The sequence below is a fragment of the Modicisalibacter muralis genome, from assembly GCF_900102945.1.
Taxonomy (GTDB): domain Bacteria; phylum Pseudomonadota; class Gammaproteobacteria; order Pseudomonadales; family Halomonadaceae; genus Modicisalibacter; species Modicisalibacter muralis.
In genome coordinates this window covers 37,843-60,782 of sequence record NZ_FNGI01000005.1, presented here as the reverse complement: position 1 = coordinate 60,782, position 22,940 = coordinate 37,843, and the positions used below count along the sequence as shown (strand labels likewise).

Annotated in this window: 20 protein-coding genes; 10 read left to right on the top strand and 10 right to left on the bottom strand. The window is 63.5% G+C overall.

The window, feature by feature from the left end:
* Positions 1 to 24: 24 nt before the first annotated feature.
* Complete coding sequence (locus BLR92_RS10265; protein WP_089728206.1) at positions 25 to 1,413, top strand: aspartate aminotransferase family protein; 1,389 nt, start codon at positions 25 to 27, stop codon at positions 1,411 to 1,413.
* Entirely contained in the window at positions 1,410 to 2,909 is a 1,500-nt protein-coding gene (locus BLR92_RS10260; RefSeq protein ID WP_089728204.1) for an aldehyde dehydrogenase, read from the top strand. The genes BLR92_RS10265 and BLR92_RS10260 overlap by 4 nt, the downstream gene beginning before the upstream one ends.
* 87 nt (positions 2,910 to 2,996) lie before the next feature.
* Here the strand turns inward: BLR92_RS10260 and BLR92_RS10255 are convergent, their stop codons facing one another.
* From BLR92_RS10255 to gatC, 5 genes are read right to left on the bottom strand one after another with little or no spacing between them, the layout of a single operon-like run.
* A complete protein-coding gene (locus tag BLR92_RS10255; protein ID WP_281242921.1) occupies positions 2,997 to 3,248 on the bottom strand; it encodes a 2-hydroxymuconate tautomerase in 252 nt (83 codons plus the stop codon).
* 31 nt (positions 3,249 to 3,279) lie between these two features.
* Positions 3,280 to 3,831, bottom strand: coding sequence for a cupin domain-containing protein (locus tag BLR92_RS10250; protein WP_089728200.1), 552 nt, complete (start codon positions 3,829 to 3,831; stop codon positions 3,280 to 3,282).
* Positions 3,832 to 3,841: 10 nt separating this feature from the next.
* Positions 3,842 to 5,293 carry an Asp-tRNA(Asn)/Glu-tRNA(Gln) amidotransferase subunit GatB gene (gene gatB / locus BLR92_RS10245; protein ID WP_089728508.1) on the bottom strand — a complete coding sequence of 484 codons (1,452 nt, stop codon included), beginning with the start codon at positions 5,291 to 5,293 and terminating at the stop codon, positions 3,842 to 3,844.
* Positions 5,293 to 6,753 carry an Asp-tRNA(Asn)/Glu-tRNA(Gln) amidotransferase subunit GatA gene (gene gatA, locus BLR92_RS10240; RefSeq protein WP_089728198.1) on the bottom strand — a complete coding sequence of 487 codons (1,461 nt, stop codon included), beginning with the start codon at positions 6,751 to 6,753 and terminating at the stop codon, positions 5,293 to 5,295. Before gatA ends, gatB begins: the two co-directional genes overlap by 1 nt.
* A 39-nt stretch (positions 6,754 to 6,792) precedes the next feature.
* Positions 6,793 to 7,080, bottom strand: a complete 288-nt coding sequence (gatC, locus tag BLR92_RS10235) for an Asp-tRNA(Asn)/Glu-tRNA(Gln) amidotransferase subunit GatC (RefSeq protein WP_089728196.1) — start codon at positions 7,078 to 7,080, stop codon at positions 6,793 to 6,795.
* A 202-nt stretch (positions 7,081 to 7,282) separates the two neighbouring features.
* Between gatC and BLR92_RS10225 the strand changes: the two genes are divergently transcribed.
* The 7 genes from BLR92_RS10225 (at position 7,283) to tldD (ending at position 17,594) form a co-directional block, all read left to right on the top strand.
* A complete protein-coding gene (locus tag BLR92_RS10225) occupies positions 7,283 to 8,320 on the top strand; it encodes a rod shape-determining protein (RefSeq protein ID WP_089728192.1) in 1,038 nt (345 codons plus the stop codon).
* A gap of 229 nt (positions 8,321 to 8,549) precedes the next feature.
* Positions 8,550 to 9,431 carry a rod shape-determining protein MreC gene (gene mreC, locus BLR92_RS10220; RefSeq protein ID WP_245704169.1) on the top strand — a complete coding sequence of 294 codons (882 nt, stop codon included), beginning with the start codon at positions 8,550 to 8,552 and terminating at the stop codon, positions 9,429 to 9,431.
* Positions 9,431 to 9,919 (top strand): rod shape-determining protein MreD, encoded by a 489-nt coding sequence (gene mreD, locus BLR92_RS10215; RefSeq protein WP_089728189.1) that lies wholly within the window; start codon positions 9,431 to 9,433, stop codon positions 9,917 to 9,919. Before mreC ends, mreD begins: the two co-directional genes overlap by 1 nt.
* 38 nt (positions 9,920 to 9,957) lie before the next feature.
* Entirely contained in the window at positions 9,958 to 10,545 is a 588-nt protein-coding gene (locus tag BLR92_RS10210; RefSeq protein WP_089728186.1) for a Maf family protein, read from the top strand.
* Positions 10,546 to 10,575: 30 nt separating this feature from the next.
* On the top strand, positions 10,576 to 12,039 hold the full coding sequence (gene rng, locus BLR92_RS10205; protein WP_089728184.1) for a ribonuclease G: 1,464 nt from the start codon (positions 10,576 to 10,578) through the stop codon (positions 12,037 to 12,039).
* Positions 12,040 to 12,201: 162 nt separating this feature from the next.
* Positions 12,202 to 16,143 (top strand): YhdP family protein, encoded by a 3,942-nt coding sequence (locus tag BLR92_RS10200; RefSeq protein WP_089728182.1) that lies wholly within the window; start codon positions 12,202 to 12,204, stop codon positions 16,141 to 16,143.
* The gene (tldD, locus tag BLR92_RS10195) at positions 16,140 to 17,594 is read left to right on the top strand and encodes a metalloprotease TldD (RefSeq protein WP_089728179.1); all 1,455 of its coding nucleotides are present in this window, start codon (positions 16,140 to 16,142) and stop codon (positions 17,592 to 17,594) included. The genes BLR92_RS10200 and tldD overlap by 4 nt, the downstream gene beginning before the upstream one ends.
* A 101-nt stretch (positions 17,595 to 17,695) precedes the next feature.
* Here tldD and yjgA read toward each other — a convergent pair whose 3' ends face one another.
* Complete coding sequence (gene yjgA, locus BLR92_RS10190; protein WP_089728177.1) at positions 17,696 to 18,202, bottom strand: ribosome biogenesis factor YjgA; 507 nt, start codon at positions 18,200 to 18,202, stop codon at positions 17,696 to 17,698.
* A 63-nt stretch (positions 18,203 to 18,265) separates the two neighbouring features.
* Here yjgA and pmbA point away from each other — a divergent pair, with 63 nt between their 5' ends.
* Positions 18,266 to 19,606, top strand: a complete 1,341-nt coding sequence (gene pmbA / locus BLR92_RS10185) for a metalloprotease PmbA (protein ID WP_089728175.1) — start codon at positions 18,266 to 18,268, stop codon at positions 19,604 to 19,606.
* Between the two features lie 126 nt (positions 19,607 to 19,732).
* Here pmbA and mgtE read toward each other — a convergent pair whose 3' ends face one another.
* From mgtE to ptsN, 4 genes are all read right to left on the bottom strand, one after another.
* Positions 19,733 to 21,088, bottom strand: a complete 1,356-nt coding sequence (gene mgtE, locus BLR92_RS10180; protein ID WP_217636565.1) for a magnesium transporter — start codon at positions 21,086 to 21,088, stop codon at positions 19,733 to 19,735.
* A 136-nt stretch (positions 21,089 to 21,224) separates the two neighbouring features.
* On the bottom strand, positions 21,225 to 21,494 hold the full coding sequence (locus BLR92_RS10175) for an HPr family phosphocarrier protein (protein WP_089728172.1): 270 nt from the start codon (positions 21,492 to 21,494) through the stop codon (positions 21,225 to 21,227).
* Entirely contained in the window at positions 21,481 to 22,374 is an 894-nt protein-coding gene (gene rapZ, locus BLR92_RS10170; RefSeq protein WP_089728170.1) for an RNase adapter RapZ, read from the bottom strand. The genes BLR92_RS10175 and rapZ overlap by 14 nt, the downstream gene beginning before the upstream one ends.
* Positions 22,375 to 22,457: 83 nt before the next feature.
* Positions 22,458 to 22,937, bottom strand: a complete 480-nt coding sequence (gene ptsN, locus BLR92_RS10165) for a PTS IIA-like nitrogen regulatory protein PtsN (protein WP_089728168.1) — start codon at positions 22,935 to 22,937, stop codon at positions 22,458 to 22,460.
* Between the last annotated feature and the right edge of the window lie 3 nt (positions 22,938 to 22,940).

Genomic DNA, 22,940 nt, shown 5'->3' with positions numbered 1-22,940 from the left:
TGGCTCACTCTGTGGAGAACGACCATGAACAGGCCTATTACCGGGGAACTCCAGGCGTTGGACCGCGCGCATCACTTGCACCCCTTTACCGATTTCAAGGCGCTGGGCGAAGAGGGCAGCCGCATCGTCACGCATGCCGAAGGCGTGTACATCCATGATAGCGAGGGCAATCGCATTCTCGATGGCATGGCCGGGCTGTGGTGCGTCAACCTCGGCTATGGACGCGAGGAGCTGGTCGAGGCGGCGACCGCCCAACTACGCGAGCTGCCGTACTACAACAATTTCTTCAAGACTACGCACCCGCCGGCGGTGCGTTTGGCCGAGAAGCTCTGCCAACTGGCGCCAGAGCACGTCAACCGGGTGTTCTTTACCGGTTCGGGCAGCGAGGCCAACGACACCGTGCTGCGCATGGTGCGACGCTACTGGGCGCTCAAGGGCAGGCCGGACAAGCACATCGTCATCGCCCGCGAGAACGCCTATCACGGCTCCACCGTGGCCGGCATGAGCCTGGGCGGCATGGCGCCGATGCACGGCCAGGGCGGGCCCTGCGTGCCGGGGATCGAACACGTGCGCCAGCCCTATTGGTTTGGCGAAGGGCGCGATCAGTCGCCCGAGGCGTTCGGACGCGCCTGCGCCCAGGCCATCGAAGACAAGATTTTGACGCTCGGCGAAGACAACGTCGCGGCGTTCATCGCCGAGCCGGTGCAGGGCGCCGGTGGCGCGATCATCCCGCCCGAGAGCTACTGGCCGGCGGTCAAGGCGGTGCTGGCCAAATATGACATCCTGCTGGTCATCGATGAAGTGATCTGCGGCTTCGGTCGACTGGGCGAGTGGTTCGGCAGCCAGCATTACGGCCTCGAGCCCGACCTGATGCCGATCGCCAAGGGCCTGTCGTCGGGTTACCTGCCGATCGGCGGCGTGCTGGTCGGCGACCGGGTTGCCACAACGCTGATCGACGATGGCGGCGAGTTCTTCCATGGCTTCACCTATTCCGGGCATCCGGCCTGCGCCGCCGTGGCGCTGAAGAATCTCGAGCTGATGGAGGCGGAGAATATCGTCGAACGCGTACGCGACGACCTCGGCCCTTATCTGGCCAGCCGCTGGTCAGAGCTGGCCGAGCATCCCATCGTTGGCGAGGCGCGCAGCCTGGGCCTGGTCGGCGCACTGGAACTGGTCGCCGACCAGGCCAGCGGGGCACGCTTCGACAAGTCGTTGGGTGCCGGTAGCCTGTGCCGCGATCTATGCTTTGCCAATGGCCTGGTGATGCGCTCGGTGGGCGACACCATGATTATCTCGCCGCCGCTGGTCATCACCCGTGAGCAGATCGATGAATTGGTTCGGCTTGCACGCCAGGCCCTGGACGAGACCGCGCGGCGGCTGAAAAATCGTACGTTTGAGAGGACTCCCGCATGAGCACGCAATTGAGCCACGCCGACTGGCAAAAACTCGCCGGCGATTTGCGCTACGAGACGCGCGCCTTCATCGGCAACCGCTTCGTCGATGCCGCGAGTGGCGAGCGCTTCGCCACCATCAACCCGGCCACCGGCGAAGTGCTTGCCGAGATCGCCAGTTGCGATGCGCCGGATGTCGAGCTTGCCGTGCGCCATGCCCGCGATGCCTACAATCGCGGCGACTGGTCGCGCCTGGCACCGGGCAAGCGCAAGCAGGCCATGCTGCGCCTGGCCGAACTGATGGAGCGGCACAAGAACGAACTGGCACTGCTCGACACGCTCGACATGGGCAAGCCGGTGGGAAGCTCGCTGGGCGATATGAGCGGCGCCATCGGCTGCATTCGTTACAACGCCGAGACCATCGACAAGGTCTACGGTGAGGTCGCGCCCACCGGCGAGGAGAGCCTCGGCCTGGTGCTGCGCGAACCGCTGGGCGTGGTGGCCTCGATCGTGCCGTGGAACTTCCCGCTGATGATGACCGCCTGGAAGATCGGCCCGGCGCTGGCGGCGGGCAATAGCGTGATCCTCAAGCCCTCGGAGAAGTCGCCGCTTTCGGCGCTGCGCCTGGCGCAACTCGCGCAGGAGGCCGGGCTACCCGATGGCGTGTTCCAGGTGCTGTCGGGGTTCGGCCACACCGCCGGCAAGGCGCTGGCGCTGTCGATGGACGTCGACTGCCTGTCGTTCACCGGCTCCACCGGGGTCGGCAAGCAGTTGATGCAATACGCCGGTCAGTCGAACCTGAAGCGTATCTACCTGGAGTGCGGCGGCAAGAGTCCCAACCTGGTGTTCGCCGACTGCAAGGATATCGATTCCGTGGCCGAGAATGCCGCCGCGGCGATCTTCCACAATCAGGGCGAGGTGTGCATCGCCGGCTCGCGCCTGCTGGTCGAGAATCCGATCCGTGAGGCGTTCATCGAACGGGTGCTGGCGCATGCCGAGAACATGCAGCCCGGCGACCCGCTCGACCCGGCGAGCTTCATGGGCGCGATCGTCGACGAGGTGCAGCACAAGCGCATCCTCGATTACATTCGCCAGGGCGTGGAAGAGGGCGCCCACCTGCGCACCGGCGGCGCGGCGGTGAGTCCGGTCGAGGGTGGGCTGTTCGTCGCACCCACGATCTTCGATGGCGTCACGCCGCAGATGGCCATCGGTCGCGAGGAGGTCTTCGGCCCGGTGCTGTCGGTGTTCGGCTTCGACAGCGAGGAAGAAGCCGTGGCCATGGCCAACGACAGCGAATACGGCCTGGCCGCCGGGCTGTGGAGCCAGGATATCGACCGCATCATGCGGGTTTCGCGGCGGCTGCATTCGGGTCAGGTGTTCGTCAACAACTGGGCCGGCGGCGATATGACGGTGCCTTTCGGTGGCGTCAAGCAGTCGGGCAATGGTCGCGACAAGTCGCACCACTCGCTGGAGGAATACTCCGAACTCAAGACGGTATGGATGTCGCTGGCGCCCTGAGGCGCAAGAAGTTTCCGTTTATCCGCTTCTAAAGGACCACGGGCCGCCCAGAATGGGCGGCCCGTGGTATTTCGTCGTTTGGCCGGCTCACTTATGTGCGCGACGTGTCCTGACCGATTCCCCGGCGACGCCGAAATGCTGCTCGGAGATGTCGCTCAGCAGAATGCGTACGCTCTCCGGGGTGCAATCGATGGATTCGACGCAGGCCTCGGTGACCTTCTGGATCAGCTTCTCCTTCTGCTCGTCGTTGCGGCCTTCGATGAGCTGGATCTGGACGATGGGCATCGGTTTCTCCATTCTGTGGAAACGGTTTTTGAAAAAGGTGCGCCATGGTTCCAGTTGCGCCGTCGACTGTCAAAGATCGCCGCGATCAGAACGTCTTGGCCGGGGTGCAGCAACTCACCAGCCGGCAAGCGACCTTGCCGGGGTTGCGGAAGCGGTGGGGGATGTTGGTGTTGAAGTAATAGGCTTCGCCGGGGCCCAGTGTGCGGGTCTCGGCGTTGATGGTGATCTCGATCTCGCCCTCGATGATCACTCCGGCCTCTTCGCCCTGGTGGGCGATCATCTCGCGCCCGGTATCGGCACCGGCGGCATAGGTCTCGATGATGAACGACAGTGCGCGTGTCTCGCGGTTGGCGCCGACCAGCCGGTAAACCACGTCGCCGCTACCGATGTCGGGCAATTCGTCGGCGCAATAAAACACCTGATTGCGGCTCTCCAGGTCCATGGTGAAGAAATCGCCCACGCTGATCGGGATGGCGTCGAGAATCTTCTTCAGCGAGCTGACCGAAGGGCTGACCTTGTTCTGTTCGATCAGCGACAGGCTGGAGTGGGTGACACCGCAGCGCTTGGCCAGCTCGCGCTGGGAAATACCCCGCAAGGTGCGCAGGGCACGCAAGCGTGGGCCGACATCGTCTGACATTCCTGACTCCCTATGCCTGATCCAGCTTTTCCTTGAGCAGCGCGTTGACCTGCTGCGGGTTGGCGGTGCCACGCGAGGCCTTCATCACCTGGCCGACGAAATAGCCGATCATCTTGCCGCGCTTATCGTCCTCGGCTTCGCGATACTGGGCGACCTGTACCGGGCTGTCCGCTATCACGCTATCGATCATTGCCTCGATGGCGCCGCTGTCGGTGACCTGCTTGAGGCCCTTGGCGTCGATCAACTCATCGGCCGTCTGGCCTTCGTCGTTCCATAGCGCGATGAACACTTGCTTGGCGGCCTTGCCGTTGATGGTCCCATCGATCACCCGTTTGACCAGGCCGCCGAGCTGTTCGGCCGTGACCGGGCTCTCGGCGATATCGATGCCTTCCCGGTTGAGTTGGCCGGAAAGCTCGCCCTGCACCCAGTTGGCGGCCTGCTTGGCATCGCCGCACACCTGCTTGACCGCCTCGAAGTACTCGGCCATGGGGCGGCTGGATGACAGCACGCCGGCGTCGTAGGACGACAGCCCCAGCTCGCTTTCGAAGCGTGCACGCTTCTCGGCGGGCAGCTCCGGCAGGCTTGAGCGCAGGTGGTCGACGTAGGCCCGGTCGAGTACCACCGGCAGCAGGTCGGGGCAGGGGAAGTAACGGTAGTCGTTGGCTTCCTCCTTGGTGCGCATGCTGCGCGTCTCGTCCGCTTCCGGGTCGTAGAGGCGGGTCTCCTGGATCACCGTGCCGCCATCCTCTATCAGTTCGATCTGGCGCTGGGTCTCGCAGGCGATGGCCTTCTCGACGAAGCGGAACGAGTTGACGTTCTTGATCTCGGCGCGGGTGCCGAACGCCTCCTGGCCCTTGGGGCGCACCGAAACGTTGACGTCGCAGCGCATCGAACCCTCGGCCATGTTGCCATCCGAGATGCCCAGGTAGGTGACGATGGCATGGATGGCCCTGATATAACCGACGGCCTCCTTGGCCGAGCGCATGTCCGGCTCGGAAACGATCTCCAGCAGCGGTGTGCCGGCACGGTTCAAGTCGATGCCGGTCATGCCGTGATAGTCCTCGTGCAACGACTTGCCGGCGTCTTCCTCGAGGTGGGCGTGATGCACGCGGACACGCTTGGTGCTGCCATCGTCGAGAGCGACCTCGACCTCGCCCGGCCCGACGATCGGGTGATACATCTGGCTGGTCTGATAGCCCTTGGGCAGGTCGGGGTAGAAGTAATTCTTGCGATCGAACACCGAGGTTTCGGGAATCTCGGCGTCGATGGCCAGCCCGAACTGCACGGCCATGGCCACGGCGGCCTCGTTAAGCACCGGCAGAACACCGGGCAGGCCCAGGTCGACGGCGCAGGCCTGACTATTCGGTTGGCTACCGAAGGCGGTAGACGCGCCGGAAAAGATCTTCGATTGGGTGGCGAGTTGAACGTGGACTTCCAGCCCGATCACGGTTTCCCATTGCATCATGCGTTCTCCCCGGCGAAGGCAGGCCGACAGCGATGCCAGTCGGTAACCTGCTGGAACTGGTGGGCAACGTTGAGCAGGTGTTGCTCGGCGAAGTGCGGGCCGAGAACCTGTAGCCCGATGGGGCGATCGTTGGCGAAGCCGGCGGGTACGCTGATACCGGGAATGCCGGCCAGGTTGATGGCGATGGTGTAGATATCCTGCAGATACATCGAGACCGGATCCTTGTTGGCGCCCAGATCGAAGGCCGGGGTCGGTGCCGCCGGGCCCATCAGTACATCGACCTCCTCGAAGGCATCGAGGAAGTCCTGGCGAATCAGGCGGCGTACCTGTTGGGCCTTCTTGTAATAGGCATCGAAGAAGCCTTCCGAGAGGGTGTGCGTACCGATCAGGATGCGCCGTTTGACCTCTTCGCCGAAGCCTTCCGCTCGCGAACGCTTGTAGAGATCGATGAGGTCGGTGGGGTTCTCGCAGCGATGGCCGAAGCGCACGCCATCGAAACGCGACAGGTTCGAGGATGCCTCGGCTGGGGCAATGACGTAATAAGCGGGAATCGCCAGTTCGGTATGCGGCAGGCTGACCTCGCGCACGCTAGCGCCCAGCGATTCGTAGACCGCGATCGCCTCGCGCACTGCGGTCGCCACGGCGGGGTCGAGGCCGTCGCCGAAATATTCCTTGGGCAGGCCGATCTTGAGCCCCGACAGCGAGGCATCGAGTTCGGCGCGATAATTCGGCACGCCACGCGCCACGCTGGTCGAGTCGCGTGGATCGTGACCGGCAATGGCGCCGAGCAGCAGCGCGCAATCCTCGGCGGTGCGTGCCATGGGGCCGGCCTGATCGAGGCTCGAGGCATAGGCCACCATGCCATAACGCGAAACGCGCCCGTAGGTCGGCTTCAAACCGGTAATGCCGCAGAACGCCGCTGGCTGGCGAACCGAACCGCCGGTATCGGTACCCAGTGCCGCGGGAACCAGGCTGGCGGCGACCGCCGCGGCACTGCCGCCTGAACTGCCGCCAGGCACGGCGGACAGATCCCAGGGGTTTTTCACCGGGCCGTAATAGCTGTTTTCGTTGGACGAGCCCATCGCGAACTCATCCATGTTGGTCTTGCCCAGGCACACCGTGCCGGCGGTGGCGAGCTTCTCGACGAGCGTGGCGTTATACGGCGAAACGAAGTTGTCGAGCATCCGCGAACCGCAGCTGGTGCGCACGCCCTGGGTGCAAAAGATGTCCTTGAGGGCCAGCGGCAGGCCGTTCAAGGGCCCGGCTTCGCCCCTGGCGCGAGTGCTGTCGGCGGCGTCGGCGGCGGCCAGCGCCTCATCGCCGGTTACGGTAATGAAGCTGTTGAGCTCGCCATCGAAGCGTTGAATGCGCGCGAGCAACGATTCGGTCAGCTCGCGACTGGAGAACTCGCCGGCGGCCAGCGCTGTGGCAAGCTCGGTCAATGTCTTGTCATGCATGAAGAGAAGGGCTCCCTGAATGGCTTGTCCGACGGCGCGTCATTCGACGACCCGGGGCACCAGATACAATCCGTCTTCCACCGCAGGGGCACAGCGCTGGAAGCGCTCGCGCTCATCGCCCTCGGTGACTTCGTCGGCACGCAGGCGCTGGGTGCTGTCCAGCGGGTGGGCGAGCGGCGCCACGCCCTGCGTATCGACGGCTTGAAGGCGATCGACCATCTCGAGAATACGCCGAATATCGTCGGCGTAATGGGCGGCTTCGTCGTCGTTCAGGCTTAGGCGGGCGAGGTGGGCGGCCCGCCGCACGTCTTCGTGTTCAAGCGCCATGGCGTCGGCTTTCCTTTAAAGCGTCAGGCAATCGTGAAGGTCGTCCGCCAGGCATTCTGGCCATGCGGACGACACGCTAAATAGGCGCAAAAGGTACCACATCTCGGCGCCGCTGGCAGGCATCTCGCTTGCCGCCTTCCCGCCGCGATGGTACCGTTTGCATCCGCACAGGGTTCCGGTCTGCACTAGGTGAAAGACTTCCATGTTTAAACGCTTAAGGGGGCTGTTTTCCAGCGATCTATCGATCGACCTGGGAACCGCCAACACACTGATTTACGTACGCGGTCGCGGCATCGTCCTGGACGAGCCCTCGGTGGTGGCCATTCGCCAGTCAGGCAACATGCGCAGTGTCGCGGCGGTCGGCGTGGATGCCAAGCGCATGCTGGGCCGCACACCGGGCAATATCAACGCGATTCGTCCGATGAAGGACGGCGTGATTGCCGACTTCACCGTCACCGAGCAGATGCTCCAGCACTTCATACGCAAGGTTCATCAGAGTACGTTTCTGACCCCTAGCCCGCGTGTGCTGGTATGCGTGCCCTGCATGTCGACCCAGGTCGAACGCCGCGCGATCAAGGAATCCGCCGAGGGTGCCGGTGCCCGCGAGGTGTTCCTGATCGAGGAGCCGATGGCCGCCGCCATCGGCGCCGGCCTGCCGGTCGAGGAAGCCCAGGGTTCGATGGTCGTGGATGTCGGCGGTGGCACCTCGGAAATCGCCATCATCTCGCTTAACGGCGTGGTCTACTCCGAGTCGATTCGCGTCGGCGGCGACCGTTTCGACGAAGCCATCACCGCTTATGTGCGTCGTCACTACGGTAGTCTGATCGGTGAAGCGACCGCCGAGCGCATCAAGGAAGAGATCGGTTGTGCCTACCCGGGCGGCGAACTGCGCGAGATCGACGTGCGCGGCCGCAACCTGGCGGAAGGCATTCCACGCAGCTTTACGCTCAATTCCCACGAGATTCTCGATGCGTTGCAGGACCCCCTGGCCTCGATTATCGCCGCGGTCAAGAGTGCGCTCGAACAGTCGCCCCCCGAGCTTGCATCGGACATCGCCGAGCGTGGCCTGGTGCTGACCGGTGGTGGCGCGTTGCTGCGCGATATCGACAAGCTGATCGCCGAGGAAACCGGCCTGCCGGTGATCATCGCCGAGGATCCGCTGACCTGCGTGGCGCGCGGGGGTGGTAAGGCGCTCGAGATGATCGACCAGCATACCTTCGAGCTGCTTTCCAGCGACTAGCGTTTTCCAGGCGCCGAGGCTCCGTCATCTGGCTTGAAGACTGCCAAAAGCGGCTATTTGCCTTGTGCGGATAGTCGTGCCGGCGGCCTAAAATTGTCACGATCGATCCGCGTACGCCGTGCGAGCCTGGCATGCCTGCAAATGGATGCTTGCAAGTAGACAGTGTGTAGCCCTCGGGGGGAGGCCTATCAAACCGCTATTCTCGCATGGCCCCGTGCCCGGCTATCGCATGTTGTTTTGTGCCGTCGTCGCCTTCGCGCTGATGTTCGCCGAACAGCGCATGCCCCGCATGGCGGAATTGCGTGCCCACCTGTCGACGGTCGTCGCGCCGGTACAATGGCTGGTCAGTCAGCCCAGCGACGCCCTGTCGTGGGGGGCGCTGGTGCTTGCCGATCAGCGCGAACTGATCGAAGAGAACCGCCTGCTGCACGAACAGTTGCTGATGCTTTCCCAACGCGTACAACGCATGGCCAGCCTGACCGCCGAGAACGTGCGCTTGCGTGAGCTGCTCAATGCGGCCCAGCGCGGCGACATCCTCTATATCACCGCCGAGTTGTTGTCGCTGGATTCCGACCCTTTCACCCACCAGATGGTCATCGACCGCGGGCGCAGCGATGGCGTCTATGTTGGCCAGCCGGTGATGGACGCGTCGGGCTTGATCGGCCAGGTCATCTCGGTTTCCGCCTACAACAGCCGGGTGCTGATGGTCGCCGATGCCAGTTTTGCGGTTCCCGTGCAGGTTAATCGCAACGGTTTGCGTTTTATCGTTCAGGGCACTGGCCGCTACGATGAACTCGATGTGTTGCATGTTCCCGACACTGCCGATATTCGCGTCGGCGATCTGTTGGTGACGTCCGGTCTGGCCGGGCGCTTCCCGGAAGGCTATCCGGTCGCCAGAGTAGCGGAAGTCATCCACGATCCCGGCGAGCCGTTTGCCGAAGTCGTCGCCGAGCCGATCGCCCAGACGGAGCGCTCGCGACAATTCCTATTGCTGTTCCCACCGCCGCCACCGAACGTCTCGCAGCAGGCACTCGATGCCGCTATCGAGGTGGGCAATAGCGTCGCGCCGAACGGCGAAGAGACCGAAGCCAGCCAGGAGGAGGGAACCTGATGGCGGTAACGACCACGCGGGGTCTGGCGATGATCTGGTTGAGCCTGCTGCTGGCACTGTGCCTGCAGGTCATGCCGCTGCCCGATGCGTGGTTGGTATGGCGACCGGACTGGCTGGGTCTGATGCTGATCTACTGGTGCGTGAGTACCCCGCAACGCGTCGGCGTTTTCCATGGCTTCGTGCTGGGGTTGCTGCTGGATCTGATCGAGGGCTCGCCGCTCGGCCAGAATGCGCTGATGCTGTCGTTATTGGCTTACCTGTCACTGCTCGTTTATCAGCGCATGCGTGCCTATGCGCTAGTGCAACAGGCGGTGCTGGTCTTCGTGTTGTTGGGCATCGCGCAACTGACGGAACAATGGCTGCGCACCATCTTCGGTCCGTTTTCCATCAACCTGGCCTTTTTGTTGCCGGCCTTGATCGGCGGCATACTCTGGCCATGGTTCTTCACTCTGCTGCAGGCGGTGCGTCGACGACTGAATATCGCCTGAATACTCAGCACGCGTTACCGACTAACTAAGGAAGGTGCATGTCCGCCACGCTGCGCCTCGCTTCGGCTTCACCCCGCCGTCGCGAACTGCTGGCCTCGATCGGACTCGAGGTCGAAATCGCCCCCGCCGATATCGATGAAACGCCGCGTAGCGGCGAGTCTGCCATGGCTTATGTCACGCGCTTGGCTCGCGCCAAGGCCGAGGCGGGCGCCGTGGATAGTTCCCTGCCAACGCTTGGCTCGGATACCGCGGTGGTGCTCGATGGTCGAATTCTCGGCAAGCCGGGAGATCGCGATCACGCACGCGAGATGCTGACGGCGCTGTCAGGCAGGGCGCATGAGGTGCTGACCGCCGTCGCCGTCAGTGGGCCGCGTGGCATGCTCGATGTGTGCGTCTCGACACGCGTCGTCATGCGCGCGATCGACACGGCCGAGATCGAGGCCTACTGGGCTACCGGCGAGCCCGCCGACAAGGCCGGCGGCTATGCCATTCAAGGGCGAGCCGCGATATTCGTCGAGCGCATCGAAGGCAGCCATTCGGCGGTGGTTGGCTTGCCACTCTTTGAAACCGCCGAACTGTTGCGGCGCCAAGGCGTCACGCTATGGCCGGCCGCGGCTGTGTCATAATCGTCTCATGACTCTTACAAGGATTCCCGCATGAGCGGTGAAGTACTGATCAACCTGACCCCGATGGAAACCCGTGTCGCGGTGGTCGAAAACGGCGTGCTGCAGGAGGCCTTCATCGAGCGTAGCCGGCGCCGGGGCATCGTTGGCAATATCTACAAGGGCCGAGTGGCACGGGTGTTGCCGGGCATGCAGGCCGCCTTTATCGATATTGGCCTCGAGCGGGCCGCCTTCATTCATGCTCATGAGGTGATGCCGCCCAACACGCCCAGCGACGAGCAGGTATCGATCAGCCAGCTATTGCATGAGGGTCAGCCGCTGGTGGTGCAGGTCACCAAGGACCCGATCGGCTCCAAGGGCGCACGGCTGACGACTCACCTGTCGGTTCCTTCGCGTTATCTGGTCTATATGCCCGACTCGCCGCATACCGGCGTTTCGCAGCGCATCGAAGACGAGAGCGAACGCGAGCGGCTGCGCGTGCTGGTCGAAGAATGCCTCGCCGAGAGCGGGCAGGACATTCCCGGTGGCTTTATCATTCGTACCGCCGCCGAAGGCGTGGGTAGGGAGGAATTGACCACCGACATTCAATTTCTGCTGAGGCTGTGGCGCAAGGTCGGTGAGCGCAAACTCAATGCGCCGGCGCCGAGTCGCATCTACGATGACCTGCCGCTGTTCATTCGTACCCTACGCGACATCATGCGTGATGACATCGAGAAGGTGCGCATCGATTCGCGCGAGAACTACCTCAAGCTGGTGGAGTTCGCCGAGGAGTTCATGCCCGGCGTGGTCGAGCGCATCGAATACTATCCTGGCGAGCGGCCGATTTTCGACATATTCAGCGTCGAGGACGAAATCCACAAGGCGCTGGGGCGCAAGGTACAGCTCAAGTCCGGCGGCTATCTGGTCATCGACCAGACCGAGGCGATGACCACCATCGACGTCAATACCGGCGGTTACGTGGGCCATCGCAATCTCGAGGAAACCATCTTCAAGACCAACCTCGAGGCCGCCACCGCGATTGCCCGCCAGCTACGTCTGCGCAATCTGGGCGGCATCATCATCATCGATTTCATCGATATGGAAGACCCCGAGCATCAACGCCAGGTATTGCGGGTATTGGAGAAATCGCTGGAACGCGATCACGCCAAGAACAAGCTGACCGGGGTCACCGAGTTGGGGTTGGTGCAACTGACTCGCAAGCGCACCCGCGAGAGCCTCGAGCAGACGCTTTGCGACGCCTGTCCGACCTGCCTCGGGCGCGGCACGCTGAAAACGCCGGAAACCATATGCTACGAGATATTCCGCGAGATCCTGCGCGAGGAACGCGCCTACAGTCCAGATACCTATATGGTGCTGGCGTCGCAGGCGGTGGTCGACCGGCTGCTCGATGAGGAGTCGGCGGCGGTGGCAGACCTGGAAGTCTTTATCGACAAGACCATCCGTTTTCAGGTCGAGGCACATTACTCCCAAGAGCAGTACGACATCGTCTTGATGTAACCCCCTCTTCTGCAAAAGTGGTTCTATGAAAAGGCGGTGAACGATGACCGGACCAAGCAAAAAACGGGTAAATAGCGGAGTTTGCGCTTGTAAATGCGTATGCTTAGCCGATTTTAGACGCCGTATGGGCGAGCGCAGGCCGTTTTCGTAAGGACTTGAATTATGAGCCCGTTTCGTATCGTACTGCGCTGGGCGCTGACGCTGCTTGCCATAGGGTTGACCTTGTTGGCGCTGCTGCTTGGTGGCCTGCGCCTGGCGGCCAGCCAGGCCGATATACTGCGTGACGATCTCAGCGCCATGCTGGCCCGCCAATTCAATGCGACGCTGCGCGTCGAGGCGATCGAGAGCGGCATCCGTGGGCTCGATCCGGTGCTGGCCATCGACGGTCTGCACTTGACGGGGCAGGCGGGTATCGACTCCGTTCCGCTGCTGGACGTCGAACAGGTCGATCTGCGCCTCGATGCCAGCGCCTCGTTGCGGGCCTGGTTTCCCATCTTCAGTCGCGCGCGGGTGAGCCATGCCACCCTGCACCTCTATCAGAAGAGCGACGGCGGTTGGCACTGGCCACAGCCCGCCGAACTCCCGCCCGAACTGGTTCCCGAGTCGCGGTTCAACCTCAAGCGCCTCGATTTCTGGATCGGCGTTCTGCTGCGCCAGCGTGCCGTGGTCGACGACCTGCGTCTGGTGCTGCATGGCGTCGACGGCAGTGTCACGCTGGTCGCGCCACGGCTATTGATGGTTGGCGCGCCCGAGCGTGCGCGCATCGAAGGCCAGGTATTCGTCGAAGGCGTCGACGAACGTGCGCTGCAGGCCGTGCTGGAGGTCGTGCCCGGCTCAGGGGGGGCGGACGACTTCAATGCCCGGCTGCAAGCGAGCATCAACCTGGACAGCCTTGCACGGCTGAGCCGGTTGTTGACCGAACAGTCGCCGGTGCGTGTTACCGGGTTGTCCGGTGAAGCCGAAGTCTGGGGGAACTGGCAGGCTGGCCAACTGGCGGATGCCCGGGCGCGCCTGGCCATTGGGGAAATGACGCTGACCAGCGACGCTGGTCCACTCGTTTTGAACGATATCGGCGCCAAGGGGCAATGGTTGCGGGATGAGCAGGGCGCCTGGCGGGCCTGGGTGAACGAGCTTGCATTGCATAGCGAAGCCATCCCGACCTCGCCGTTGCCGCAGCGGCTGTATCTCGAGGGAGACGCGCAAGGCTGGCAAGCACGCAGTACATCCATCGAGCTTGGCGTCGTAACGGCGTGGGCCCAGCAACTGCCACTGCCTGAATCGCTGAGCCGAACGCTCGGCACCCTGGCGCCCCAAGGGCTGATCTCAGGGCTGGCGGTTGGCAGGCAACATGGCCAATGGCTGGCCAAGGCGGCTCTGCAAGACGTTGCGGTTTCGCCCTGGCAGGGTATTCCCGGCGGTGGACCGCTGGACGGCTGGGTTGAAGCGCAAGGTCGTGAGGGTCATGTGCGTTTCGTCGGTCGGCCGGGCATGCAACTGGCATTCCCCGAACTATACGCCGCACCCATGGCACTGGATTGGGCGTCCGGCAAGGTGAGTTGGGCGCTTGACGGCGGCAGCGACGCATTCAGTGTGACCGGCGAGCGCCTGAAGGCCGTCTGGCGTGGCGCCAGGGTGGATGGCGACTTTCATTATGCCTCGACCAATAGCCACTCAAGCGACGTTGCTTCGACTGGTGACAGCGCGAGCGGCGATAGCGGCAAACTAGAATTGAACCTGGATATGCGCGACGTCGATGCAATCGACACACCACTGATGGAGTGGCTTCCGGTCGATATTCTCGACGCGGAGCTGCGCGAGTGGCTGGCGGGCGGCATCGCCGGTCGCGTGCCGCATGGCACCCTGCATCTCGAACAGACGCTGGATGATGACGACGATACCGACGAGTCAGACAACACTGGCCAGCCAGCCAGCAAAACCGACACCGATGAATTCGATGGCGAACTGCGTCTGGCTCTGGACGTCGAGGACGGGAAGCTGACTTACGACCCCGAATGGCCGGCGCTGGAAAACGTCAGCGGTCGGCTGGAATTGGTCAACGAGACGCTGCACGCCACGGTAGACCATGCCGAAACGCTGGGATTGGTCAGTGAAGGAACCCGGGTCGCGCTGGAAGATGAAAGGCTTAGCGTGACAGGCCCGGTGCAGGGGCCGACCCAAGGGTTGTTTCGCTTTCTCGCCGAGGCACCTATCGAGGGCATGGACGCTTTTGCACGCTGGCGTAGCGAGGGCCGGGTCATCGGCGAGTTGGCGCTGGACGTACCGATGGAGAATCCCGAGGCGCTCGAGGTGGATGTCCAGGCTAGCGTCGATGCGCCGAGCCTGACCTTTTCAGAGATCGATCTGACGCTGGGCAACGTCAACGGCGCGCTGCATTACCGGCACGCCAAGAACACTGATTTCCTGACCGGTGAATTGGGCGCGCGTGCCTTCGAGGGGCCGTTATTGGCACGCTTCGACGTAGGTGGCGAGGGCATCGCTTTCGAAGGCCGCGCCCTGGCACGCGGCCTGTTGCAGTGGGCCGGCATGGCGCAGCTCGACGGGTTACTGAGTGGCTACTTTCCGTATTCGGCGCAACTCGACCTAAAAGGCGAGGAACCGCACCTTAGCGTTGAGAGCGATCTACAGGGCCTGGCTATCCTGCTACCGCCACCGTTCGGCAAGCGTCTCGACGAGGGGGTTGCGCTGCACGTCGAGGCGACGCCGGGGCAGCGGCTGACCGTCGATCTGGCCGATCGGCTGCGTCTGCGCTGGCGCTCGCTGGGGCCGGCACCGGGGCAGGGTCAGGGCCAGATATGGCTGGAACGTTGGCCGGCCTCGGCGCAATGGCCAGGCGATCAGGGGTGGAATGTCATATGGCGCACGCCGCGGCTGTATCTGGGCCGTTGGCAGAGTGCCTTGGCGGCGCTGGGCGAGACGCCATCCGACGATGCGCCGGCGTCGGTCGCTTCCGGGCCGGTTGCGCAGCCGGGTACGGCATTGCCGTCGCTACGGCGGATCGTGATCGATACTGGCTGCCTGCACTTCGACGAGCGCTGCCTGGGTTCGCTCGAGGCGAGCGCCAGCCCGTTGGCCGATGGCTGGCGGCTCGATCTCGCCGGCACCCTGATGCAGGGTCAGGCAAGCTACCGGCCGAATCAGACGACGCCGCTGAGCATCGATCTGACCCGCTTGAACCTGGACACGCTGATGCCGCAACCGACGCAGATGCCGGAGCTTTCCGAGGCGATCGCTACCGCGCCGGAGCCCAAGCCATTGCCCGGGTGGCTGGACAAGGTGCCCAGTGGCGATATCACGATCGATACGATACTGCGCCAGGGGCGCCGCCTGGGACCGCTTTCCGCAAGCTGGCAGGCATCACCACAGCGTTTGCGCGTGGCGCCGCTTTCACTGACATTGGGCGAGGTCACGGCGGCGGGCGAACTGGTTTGGGAGGCGTCGGGCCCCGAGGCCAGCCTGACGCGCTCGCGCCTGGCACTGACCGGAGGCGATCTGGGGTCGGCGCTCAAGGCGCTCGGGCAGCCGGTAGCGATCCGCAGCGCCAGAACCCAGGTCGAGTCGCAGTTGGCCTGGCCCGGCGCGCCATGGCAGTTCGCCCTGGAGCGTTCGCGAGGCAGTATCGAGGTGGCTCTGGAAGATGGACGCTTCGTGACGCTCGATTCACCCTCGGCGCGCCTGATCGGGCTGCTCAATGTGGATAACCTGCTGCGTCGCCTGCGCCTCGATTTCTCCGACGTGACCGGCGAGGGGACCGCCTTCGACAGTGTCAGGGGCAGTGCGACGTTGTATGGTGGACGTCTACAAACCCGTGGGCCGGTTGAAATCGACGGACCGTCCACCCAATTTACCTTAGAGGGTGGCGTCGATCTCGCTGCCCGGCGTTTGGATATGCTGCTGGGAATCACCGTGCCGGTTAGCCAGAATCTGCCGTTGGCTGCGGTTCTCGTGGGTGCGCCTTATGTGGGGGGCGCCTTGTTTCTTGCCGATAAGATATTCGGCGGCTGGCTCGATAAGGTGACGCGAATTCACTACCGCGTGCAAGGTCCATGGACCTCGCCGCAAATCACTCTGGAAAATGCCGAATGACGCTATTGTCCCAATCGCCTCTCGACGAGGCCATCGCCACTCTGCTGGCGCCTGGAGGGCTGGATGCCGAGGCGCTGGAACCCGGCCTGGGTCATGCGCTGGGCGCGGGTATCGATTATGCCGATCTGTATTTCCAGCGTAGCTGGCACGAGAGCTGGGTGCTGGAGGACGGCGAGGTCAAAGACGCCAGCTACAGCATCGACGGCGGCGTCGGCGTGCGTGCGCTGGCTGGCGAGAAAACCGGCTTCGCCTATTCCAATCAGATTACCGCCGAGGCACTGGCCGAAACCGGCAGTACCGCGGCGAACATCGCGCGCAGTGGGGCGCGATTGGCGTTGGCAACACCCAATCCCGCATCGGCGGCGCTGCGCTATGCCGGCGTCGACCCGCTTTCCGGGCTGTCCGCCGAGGACAAGATTGCCATGCTCAAGCAGGCCGATCGTGTGGCGCGCGCTGCCGATCCGGCGGTGGCTCAGGTCAGTGCGTCGCTCACCGGGGTTCACGAAGTCGTGCTGGTGCGTGCCAGCGATGGCACTCTGGCGGCGGATATTCGCCCCCTGGTGCGCTTCAACGTCAGCGTGATCGTGACCAAGGGCGGGCGTCGCGAGCGTGGCAGCGCCGGTGGAGGCGGTCGCTACGCCATGTCCCGCCTGCGCGATGAGAACGTCGCCGAGCGCTTCGCCAGCGAGGCGGTACGTCAGGCGTTGGTCAATCTTGAGGCGCTGGATGCCCCGGCCGGCCAGATGCCGGTGGTGCTGGGGCCGGGCTGGCCGGGCATCCTGCTGCACGAGGCGGTCGGTCACGGCCTGGAGGGCGATTTCAATCGCAAGGGCAGTTCGGCGTTTGCCGGACGCATGGGCCAGCGCGTCGCATCGCCGGGCGTCACCGTGGTCGACGATGCCACCCTGGCCGACCGGCGCGGTTCGTTGAGCGTCGATGACGAGGGTACGCCGGGCGCCTATACACCGTTGATCGAGGACGGCGTCCTCACCGGCTACATGCAGGACAAGTTGAACGCGCGCCTGATGGGCATGGCGCCCACCGGCAATGCGCGGCGCGAGTCCTACGCGCACCTGCCGATGCCGCGCATGACCAATACCTACATGCTGGCCGGCCAGGATGCGCCGGAAGATATCATCAAGAGCGTCAAGCGTGGCATCTACGCGGTCAGCTTCGGTGGCGGCCAGGTCGATATCACCTCGGGCAAGTTCGTGTTCTCGGCCAGCGAAGCCTACCTGATCGAAGACGGGCGCATCACCTCGCCGGTCAAGAGCGCGACGCTGATCGGCAACGGCCCCGAAGCGATGTCTCGGGTGTCGATGATCGGCCACGACATGGCGCTGGATACCGGCATCGGTGTCTGCGGCAAGGAAGGCCAGGGCGTACCGGTGGGTGTGGGCCAGCCGACGTTGAAACTCGATGAGCTTACCGTCGGCGGAACGCAATCCTAGCTAGAAGCTAGAAGCCGGGAATAATTATTGTTTCCTGTTTTTCTTCGAGGCGCGCAGCGCCGGTCTTCCAGCTTCCAGCCGCATAGCGGCGCTCTTATAGCTTACAGTCCGGCGGTGTCGCGGATCAGCTTGAACAGCTTGCGGGCACTGGCCGGTGGCTTACCGCGCTCGCGCTCGGTACGGGCATTGCGGATCAACTGGCGCAGTGCCTGGCGGTCGACGTCAGGGTACTCGGCGATAAAGGCTTCCAGCGCTTCGTTGTCGTCGTCGATCAGCCGGTCACGCCATTTCTCCAGACGGTGGAAGACGTGATCGCGACGCGCGCTTTCCTGCTCGAACTCGTCGAAAGCGGCCTGAATAGCGGCGAGGTCCTCGCGCCGCATGACCTTGCCGACGTACTGCATGTGGCGGCGGCGACCTTCGTGAGAGCGGATGCGCGAGGTTTCCTCGACCGCCGCGAGCATATCGGTGGATAGCGGTAGCCGCGCGCGCTGGGCATTGGATAGCGCGATGATCTTTTCGCCCAGCGCCTGCAGTGCCTGCATTTCCTGCTTGAGCTGGGTCTTGCTCGGCCGACCCTGTTGGTCGGCGGGTGACTCGAATGACATGCCATTACCATCATTGGGAGGTGGGCGTAGTATACCAGCCTGCCTCGTGACAAGGAGATCAACATGACTCAGGCTTTCGATGCCGCCGCTCAACAAACGTTATTGGAGGCACGCGTCGCGGATGCTCTGGAGCAGGCGCGACGCCTGGGCGCCGATGCCTGTGAAGTCGGCGCCAGCGTCGATCAGGGCGCCGAAATCAGCGTGCGCATGGGCGAGGTGGAAACCGTCGAACTGGCGCGCGATCAGGGCATCGCCGTGACCGTTTATGTCGGTAAACGCAAGGGCAGCGCCTCGTCATCGGATGCCGGCGAGGCGTCGATTCGCGCGGTGGTGGAAAAGGCTATCGCGATTGCCCGTCATACCGGCGAAGACCCGGCCTCGGGGCTGGCCGATGCCGAATTGATGGCCACCGAGTTCCCCGATCTCGAGGTGCATCACCCCTGGCAATTGACCACTGACGAGGCGATCGAACTGGCACTGGCGTGCGAGAATGCCGGTCGCGCCGTCGAAGGTATCGCCAATTCCGATGGCGCGGGGGTGTCCAGCGGTGAGGGCGTACGCGTGTATGGCAACAGTCATGGCTTTCTCGCCGGCCAGCGTGGCAGCCGTCATTCGCTGTCGTGCATGCTGATCGCGCGTGACGAGCAGGGCATGCAGCGTGACTATGACTACAGTAGCGTTCGCGACCCGGCGCTATTGGCCTCGCCGGAGGCCATCGGCCGTAGTGCCGCCGAGCGCACACTGCGCCGCCTGGGATCGAAGCGACCGGCGACCGGGCGTTTGCCGGTCATGTTCGCACCCGAGATGGCGGGCGGCTTGATCAATCATTTGCTCGGTGCGATCGCCGGCGGAGCGCTGTACCGCGAGGCCTCCTTTCTGTGCGATAGCCTGGGCAAGCCGCTGTTTCCCGAATGGTTCAGTCTCGGCGAGAAGCCCCGGGAAATCGGCGCCATGGCCAGCGCAGCGTTCGATAACGACGGCGTTTATACCCGCGACAATCTGTTTGTCGACGGCGGGCGCGTGGCTAGCTATATGCTGTCGGCTTACAGCGCCCGGCGCTTGGGCATGACCTCGACCGGTAACGCCGGTGGAGCGCGCAACCTGCGCATTCAGGCACCGCTCGACAGTCAGCGCGAATTGCTGGAACGCATGGGGCGTGGCGTGCTGGTCACCGAGCTGATGGGTCAGGGCGTTAACGGCGTGACCGGCGACTACTCACGCGGCGCGGCCGGCTTCTGGGTCGAGAATGGTGAGATTCAATACCCGGTCGAGGAGTTCACCATTGCCGGCAATCTCAACGACATGTTCGCCAATCTACTCGGCGTGGGCGACGACATCGATACTCGCGGCAGCGTGCATTCGGGCAGTTGGCTGATCGATAACATGACCGTCGCCGGGGGCTAAAGAAACGAGCTGGAAGAGCGTCGCTTCGCGGCTGGAAGCTGGAAGACCGGCACTACGTGCCTTGAAGAAAAAGCCAAGAGCCGAGGCCATTCTTGGCTTCTAGCTTCTAGCTTCTAGCTTCTAGCTTTAGAGATAGAAAACCGTCGCCAACCCAAGAAAGGCCAAAAAACCGATCACGTCGGTGACGGTGGTCAGGATCACGCTGCCCGACAGCGCTGCATCGATATTGAGCCGCCTGAGGATCACCGGCAGCAGCGTGCCGCACAGGGCGGCGAACAGCAGATTGATGACGATGGCGGCGGCGATGATGCCGCCCAGGGCGAGATCACCGAACCAGGCCACGGCGATGGCGGCTATCACCAGCGCCCAGAGTAGCCCGTTCAAGGCGCCGACGATCAGTTCGCGATTGAGTAGCCAGCGGACGTTGGAGCCTGAAACATGGCCGAGTGCGATGCCGCGAATCAGCACGGTCAGTGCTTGCGAGCCGGCGATGCCGCCCATGCTGGCGACGATTGGCATCAATACCGCAAGCGCGGTGACCTGCGCGATGGTGGCTTCGAACATGCCGATCACTGCGGCGGCCATGAACGCGGTGATCAGATTGATGCCCAGCCACACGGCGCGCCGGCGGCTGGTACGCCAGGCCGGCGCGAAGGTGTCCTCGTCTTCGTCGAGACCGGCCATGCTCATCATCTGGTGCTCGGCATCGCCACGAATCACATCGACCACGTCGTCGATGGTGATCCGGCCCAGCAGGTGGCCGTCACTGCCGATGACCGGGGCCGAGACCAGATCGAACTTCTCGAATAGATTGGCGACGTCGGTATCCTCGGCGGTGGCCTGAATACTCAGCATGTCGGTATCCATGACTTCGCGCACCAGCATCGATGGCTCGGAAACCAGCAGGCGGTTGATCGGCAGGCTACCGATCAGTTTATCGCTGCGCGTCACCACCAGCAGGCTGTCGGTGGTATCCGGCAGGCGCTCGTGGCGGCGCAGGTAGCGCAGCACCACATCGAGGGTAATGTCGGGACGGATCGTCAGGGTATCCGTATTCATCAACCCGCCAGCGGTGTCCTCCGGGTAGGACAGCACGGTTTCCAGACGCTGGCGTTCCTGGGCCTCCATCGAGGCGAGCACTTCGAGCGTGACGGTGTTGGGCAGGCGCTGGAGCAGGTCGGCGAGGTCGTCGACATCGAGCCCTTCGGTCGCCGAAACCAGTTGCTGGGCATCCATGCGGTTGAGGAACTCGACCTGGATGTCCTCGCCGAGGTATTGAAGCACGTCGCCCTGCAGCTCGGGTTCGATCAGTTCCCAGAGAACATCGCGCTCCTTGGGCGGCGTGGATTCGAGCAGGTGCGCGACATCGACCGGTGCCAATCCCCGGTTGAGCATGCGCCGTGCCTGATCCAGCGCGCCGCTTTCCAACGCTTCACTGAGCCTGGCCAGTTTGGGCCGGAGCTTCTCCGGATTCTTGCTCATGGGCGTCGGCATCCTCTGTCGACCGGCGATCGAACCGACATTCTATCATTGCGCTCAGCATCGGCGAGTAAAAGAAACGCCGTTCGCTAAACGTTCGCGACCTGCAGGGAGGCTCCGGGAGGTGGGAGGTGCCGAGTCAGGCGTCTTCGTCGAAACGTGCGTCGAACAAGGCCTGTAACGCATCGAGCGCCTGACCGGCCTGGCGACCTTCGGCGACGATGTCGAGCCGGCTGCCGCAAGGGGCGGCCAGCATCAGCAAGGACATGATATTGGCCGCATCGGCCGCGCGACCCTTGTGACTGACGGTGACGCTGGCATCGAAGCGCTGGCAGCATTGCACCAGCTTGGTGGCGGCGCGAGCGTGCAGGCCGCGCTTGTTGGTCAAGGTCAGCTCACGCTGAGGCATCCATGCTCTCTCCAACGGCGGTGTGAATTCCCAGTTCGCGATGGCGCAGGCGCACGCGGTAACGGGTCGAGAAGTGGCGCGCCAACTGCTCGGTCAGGTAGACCGAGCGGTGCTGTCCACCGGTGCAGCCGATGGCAACGGTCAGATAGCTGCGGCTGCTGGCCAGATAGGCGGGTAGCCAGCGCTCGAGCCAGTCGCGAATGTCGTCGCCCATGGCGATGACATCCGGGTAATCCTCGAGGAATTCGATGATCTCGCTGTCGCGCCCGTTGAAGGGGCGCAAGCGAGGGTCCCAGTAAGGATTGGGCAGGCAGCGGGCATCGAATACGGTATCGGCGTCCAGCGGTACGCCACGTTTGAAGCCGAAGGATTCGAAGGTCAGGGTCAATTGCTCGCTGGAATGCTGGGCGACTTGCTCGGCGATGCGCCCGCGCAGGTCATGCACCGATAGCTGGGAGGTATCGATGACCAGATCGGCCAGGTCGCGGATGCCGGAAAGGGCCTCCACCTCGGACTCGATCGCCTCGGCCAGGGTCATCTCGCTGTCGCGGGTCAGCGGATGACGTCGACGCGTCGCCGAGTAGCGCTCGAGCAGTATCTTGTCCTCGGCGGTGAAATACACCACTTGGCAATCGATGCCGCGTGAACGTATCTCCTCGAGCAGGGCGGGAAAGCGCTTGAGTGCCCCCGGCAGGTTGCGCGCATCGATACTCACCGCAATGCTCGAGCGGCGCGCCTCGTCCTGTTGCAACTCATCGATCAACTCGTCGAGTAGCATGGCTGGCAGATTGTCGATCGCATAGAAGCCCAGATCCTCGAGCGCCTGCAAGGCAATCGATTTCCCGGAGCCGGATCGGCCGCTGATGATCACGAGCTGCATGGGTGCGGCTCCCGCTGTCGCTGGTTAGCTATGGGGTGAAAGTGGTCGCATGGGATGCGTCGTATGCCGCCCGCCGGTCGCCGTTACTGGCTGCTCCCGTCGCTGAGGCGGTGGATCGCCTGAGTCAGCGTTTCGTAGAGTTCATGCTGACTTTCGCTCTTGCGTAGCTGGGTCCGGGTGCCGGCATCGTTCATGACATTGGCGACTTCGGCCAACAGCGACAAATGCGTTTCGTCGGCCTCCTCGGGCACTAGCAGCACGAACAGCAAGTCTACCGGTTCGCCATCGATGGCATCGAAATCGACGGGTTCCTGCAGCTTGAGAAAGCCGGCGATCGGCGCCTTGCAATGCGGGCTGCGGGCATGGGGAATGGCGACACCATTACCGATGCCGGTGCTACCCAGCCGCTCGCGGCCGATCAGCCGGCTGAAGACTTCCTGGCTATCGAGGCTAGGTGTGTTCTGAGCGATGAAGGTGCTGAAAAATTCCAGCACACGCTTTTTGCTTCCCCCGGGCACCGCGGTCAGCGTGCGCTCGGGGGGCAGTATGGTTTGCAGAGTCATGTG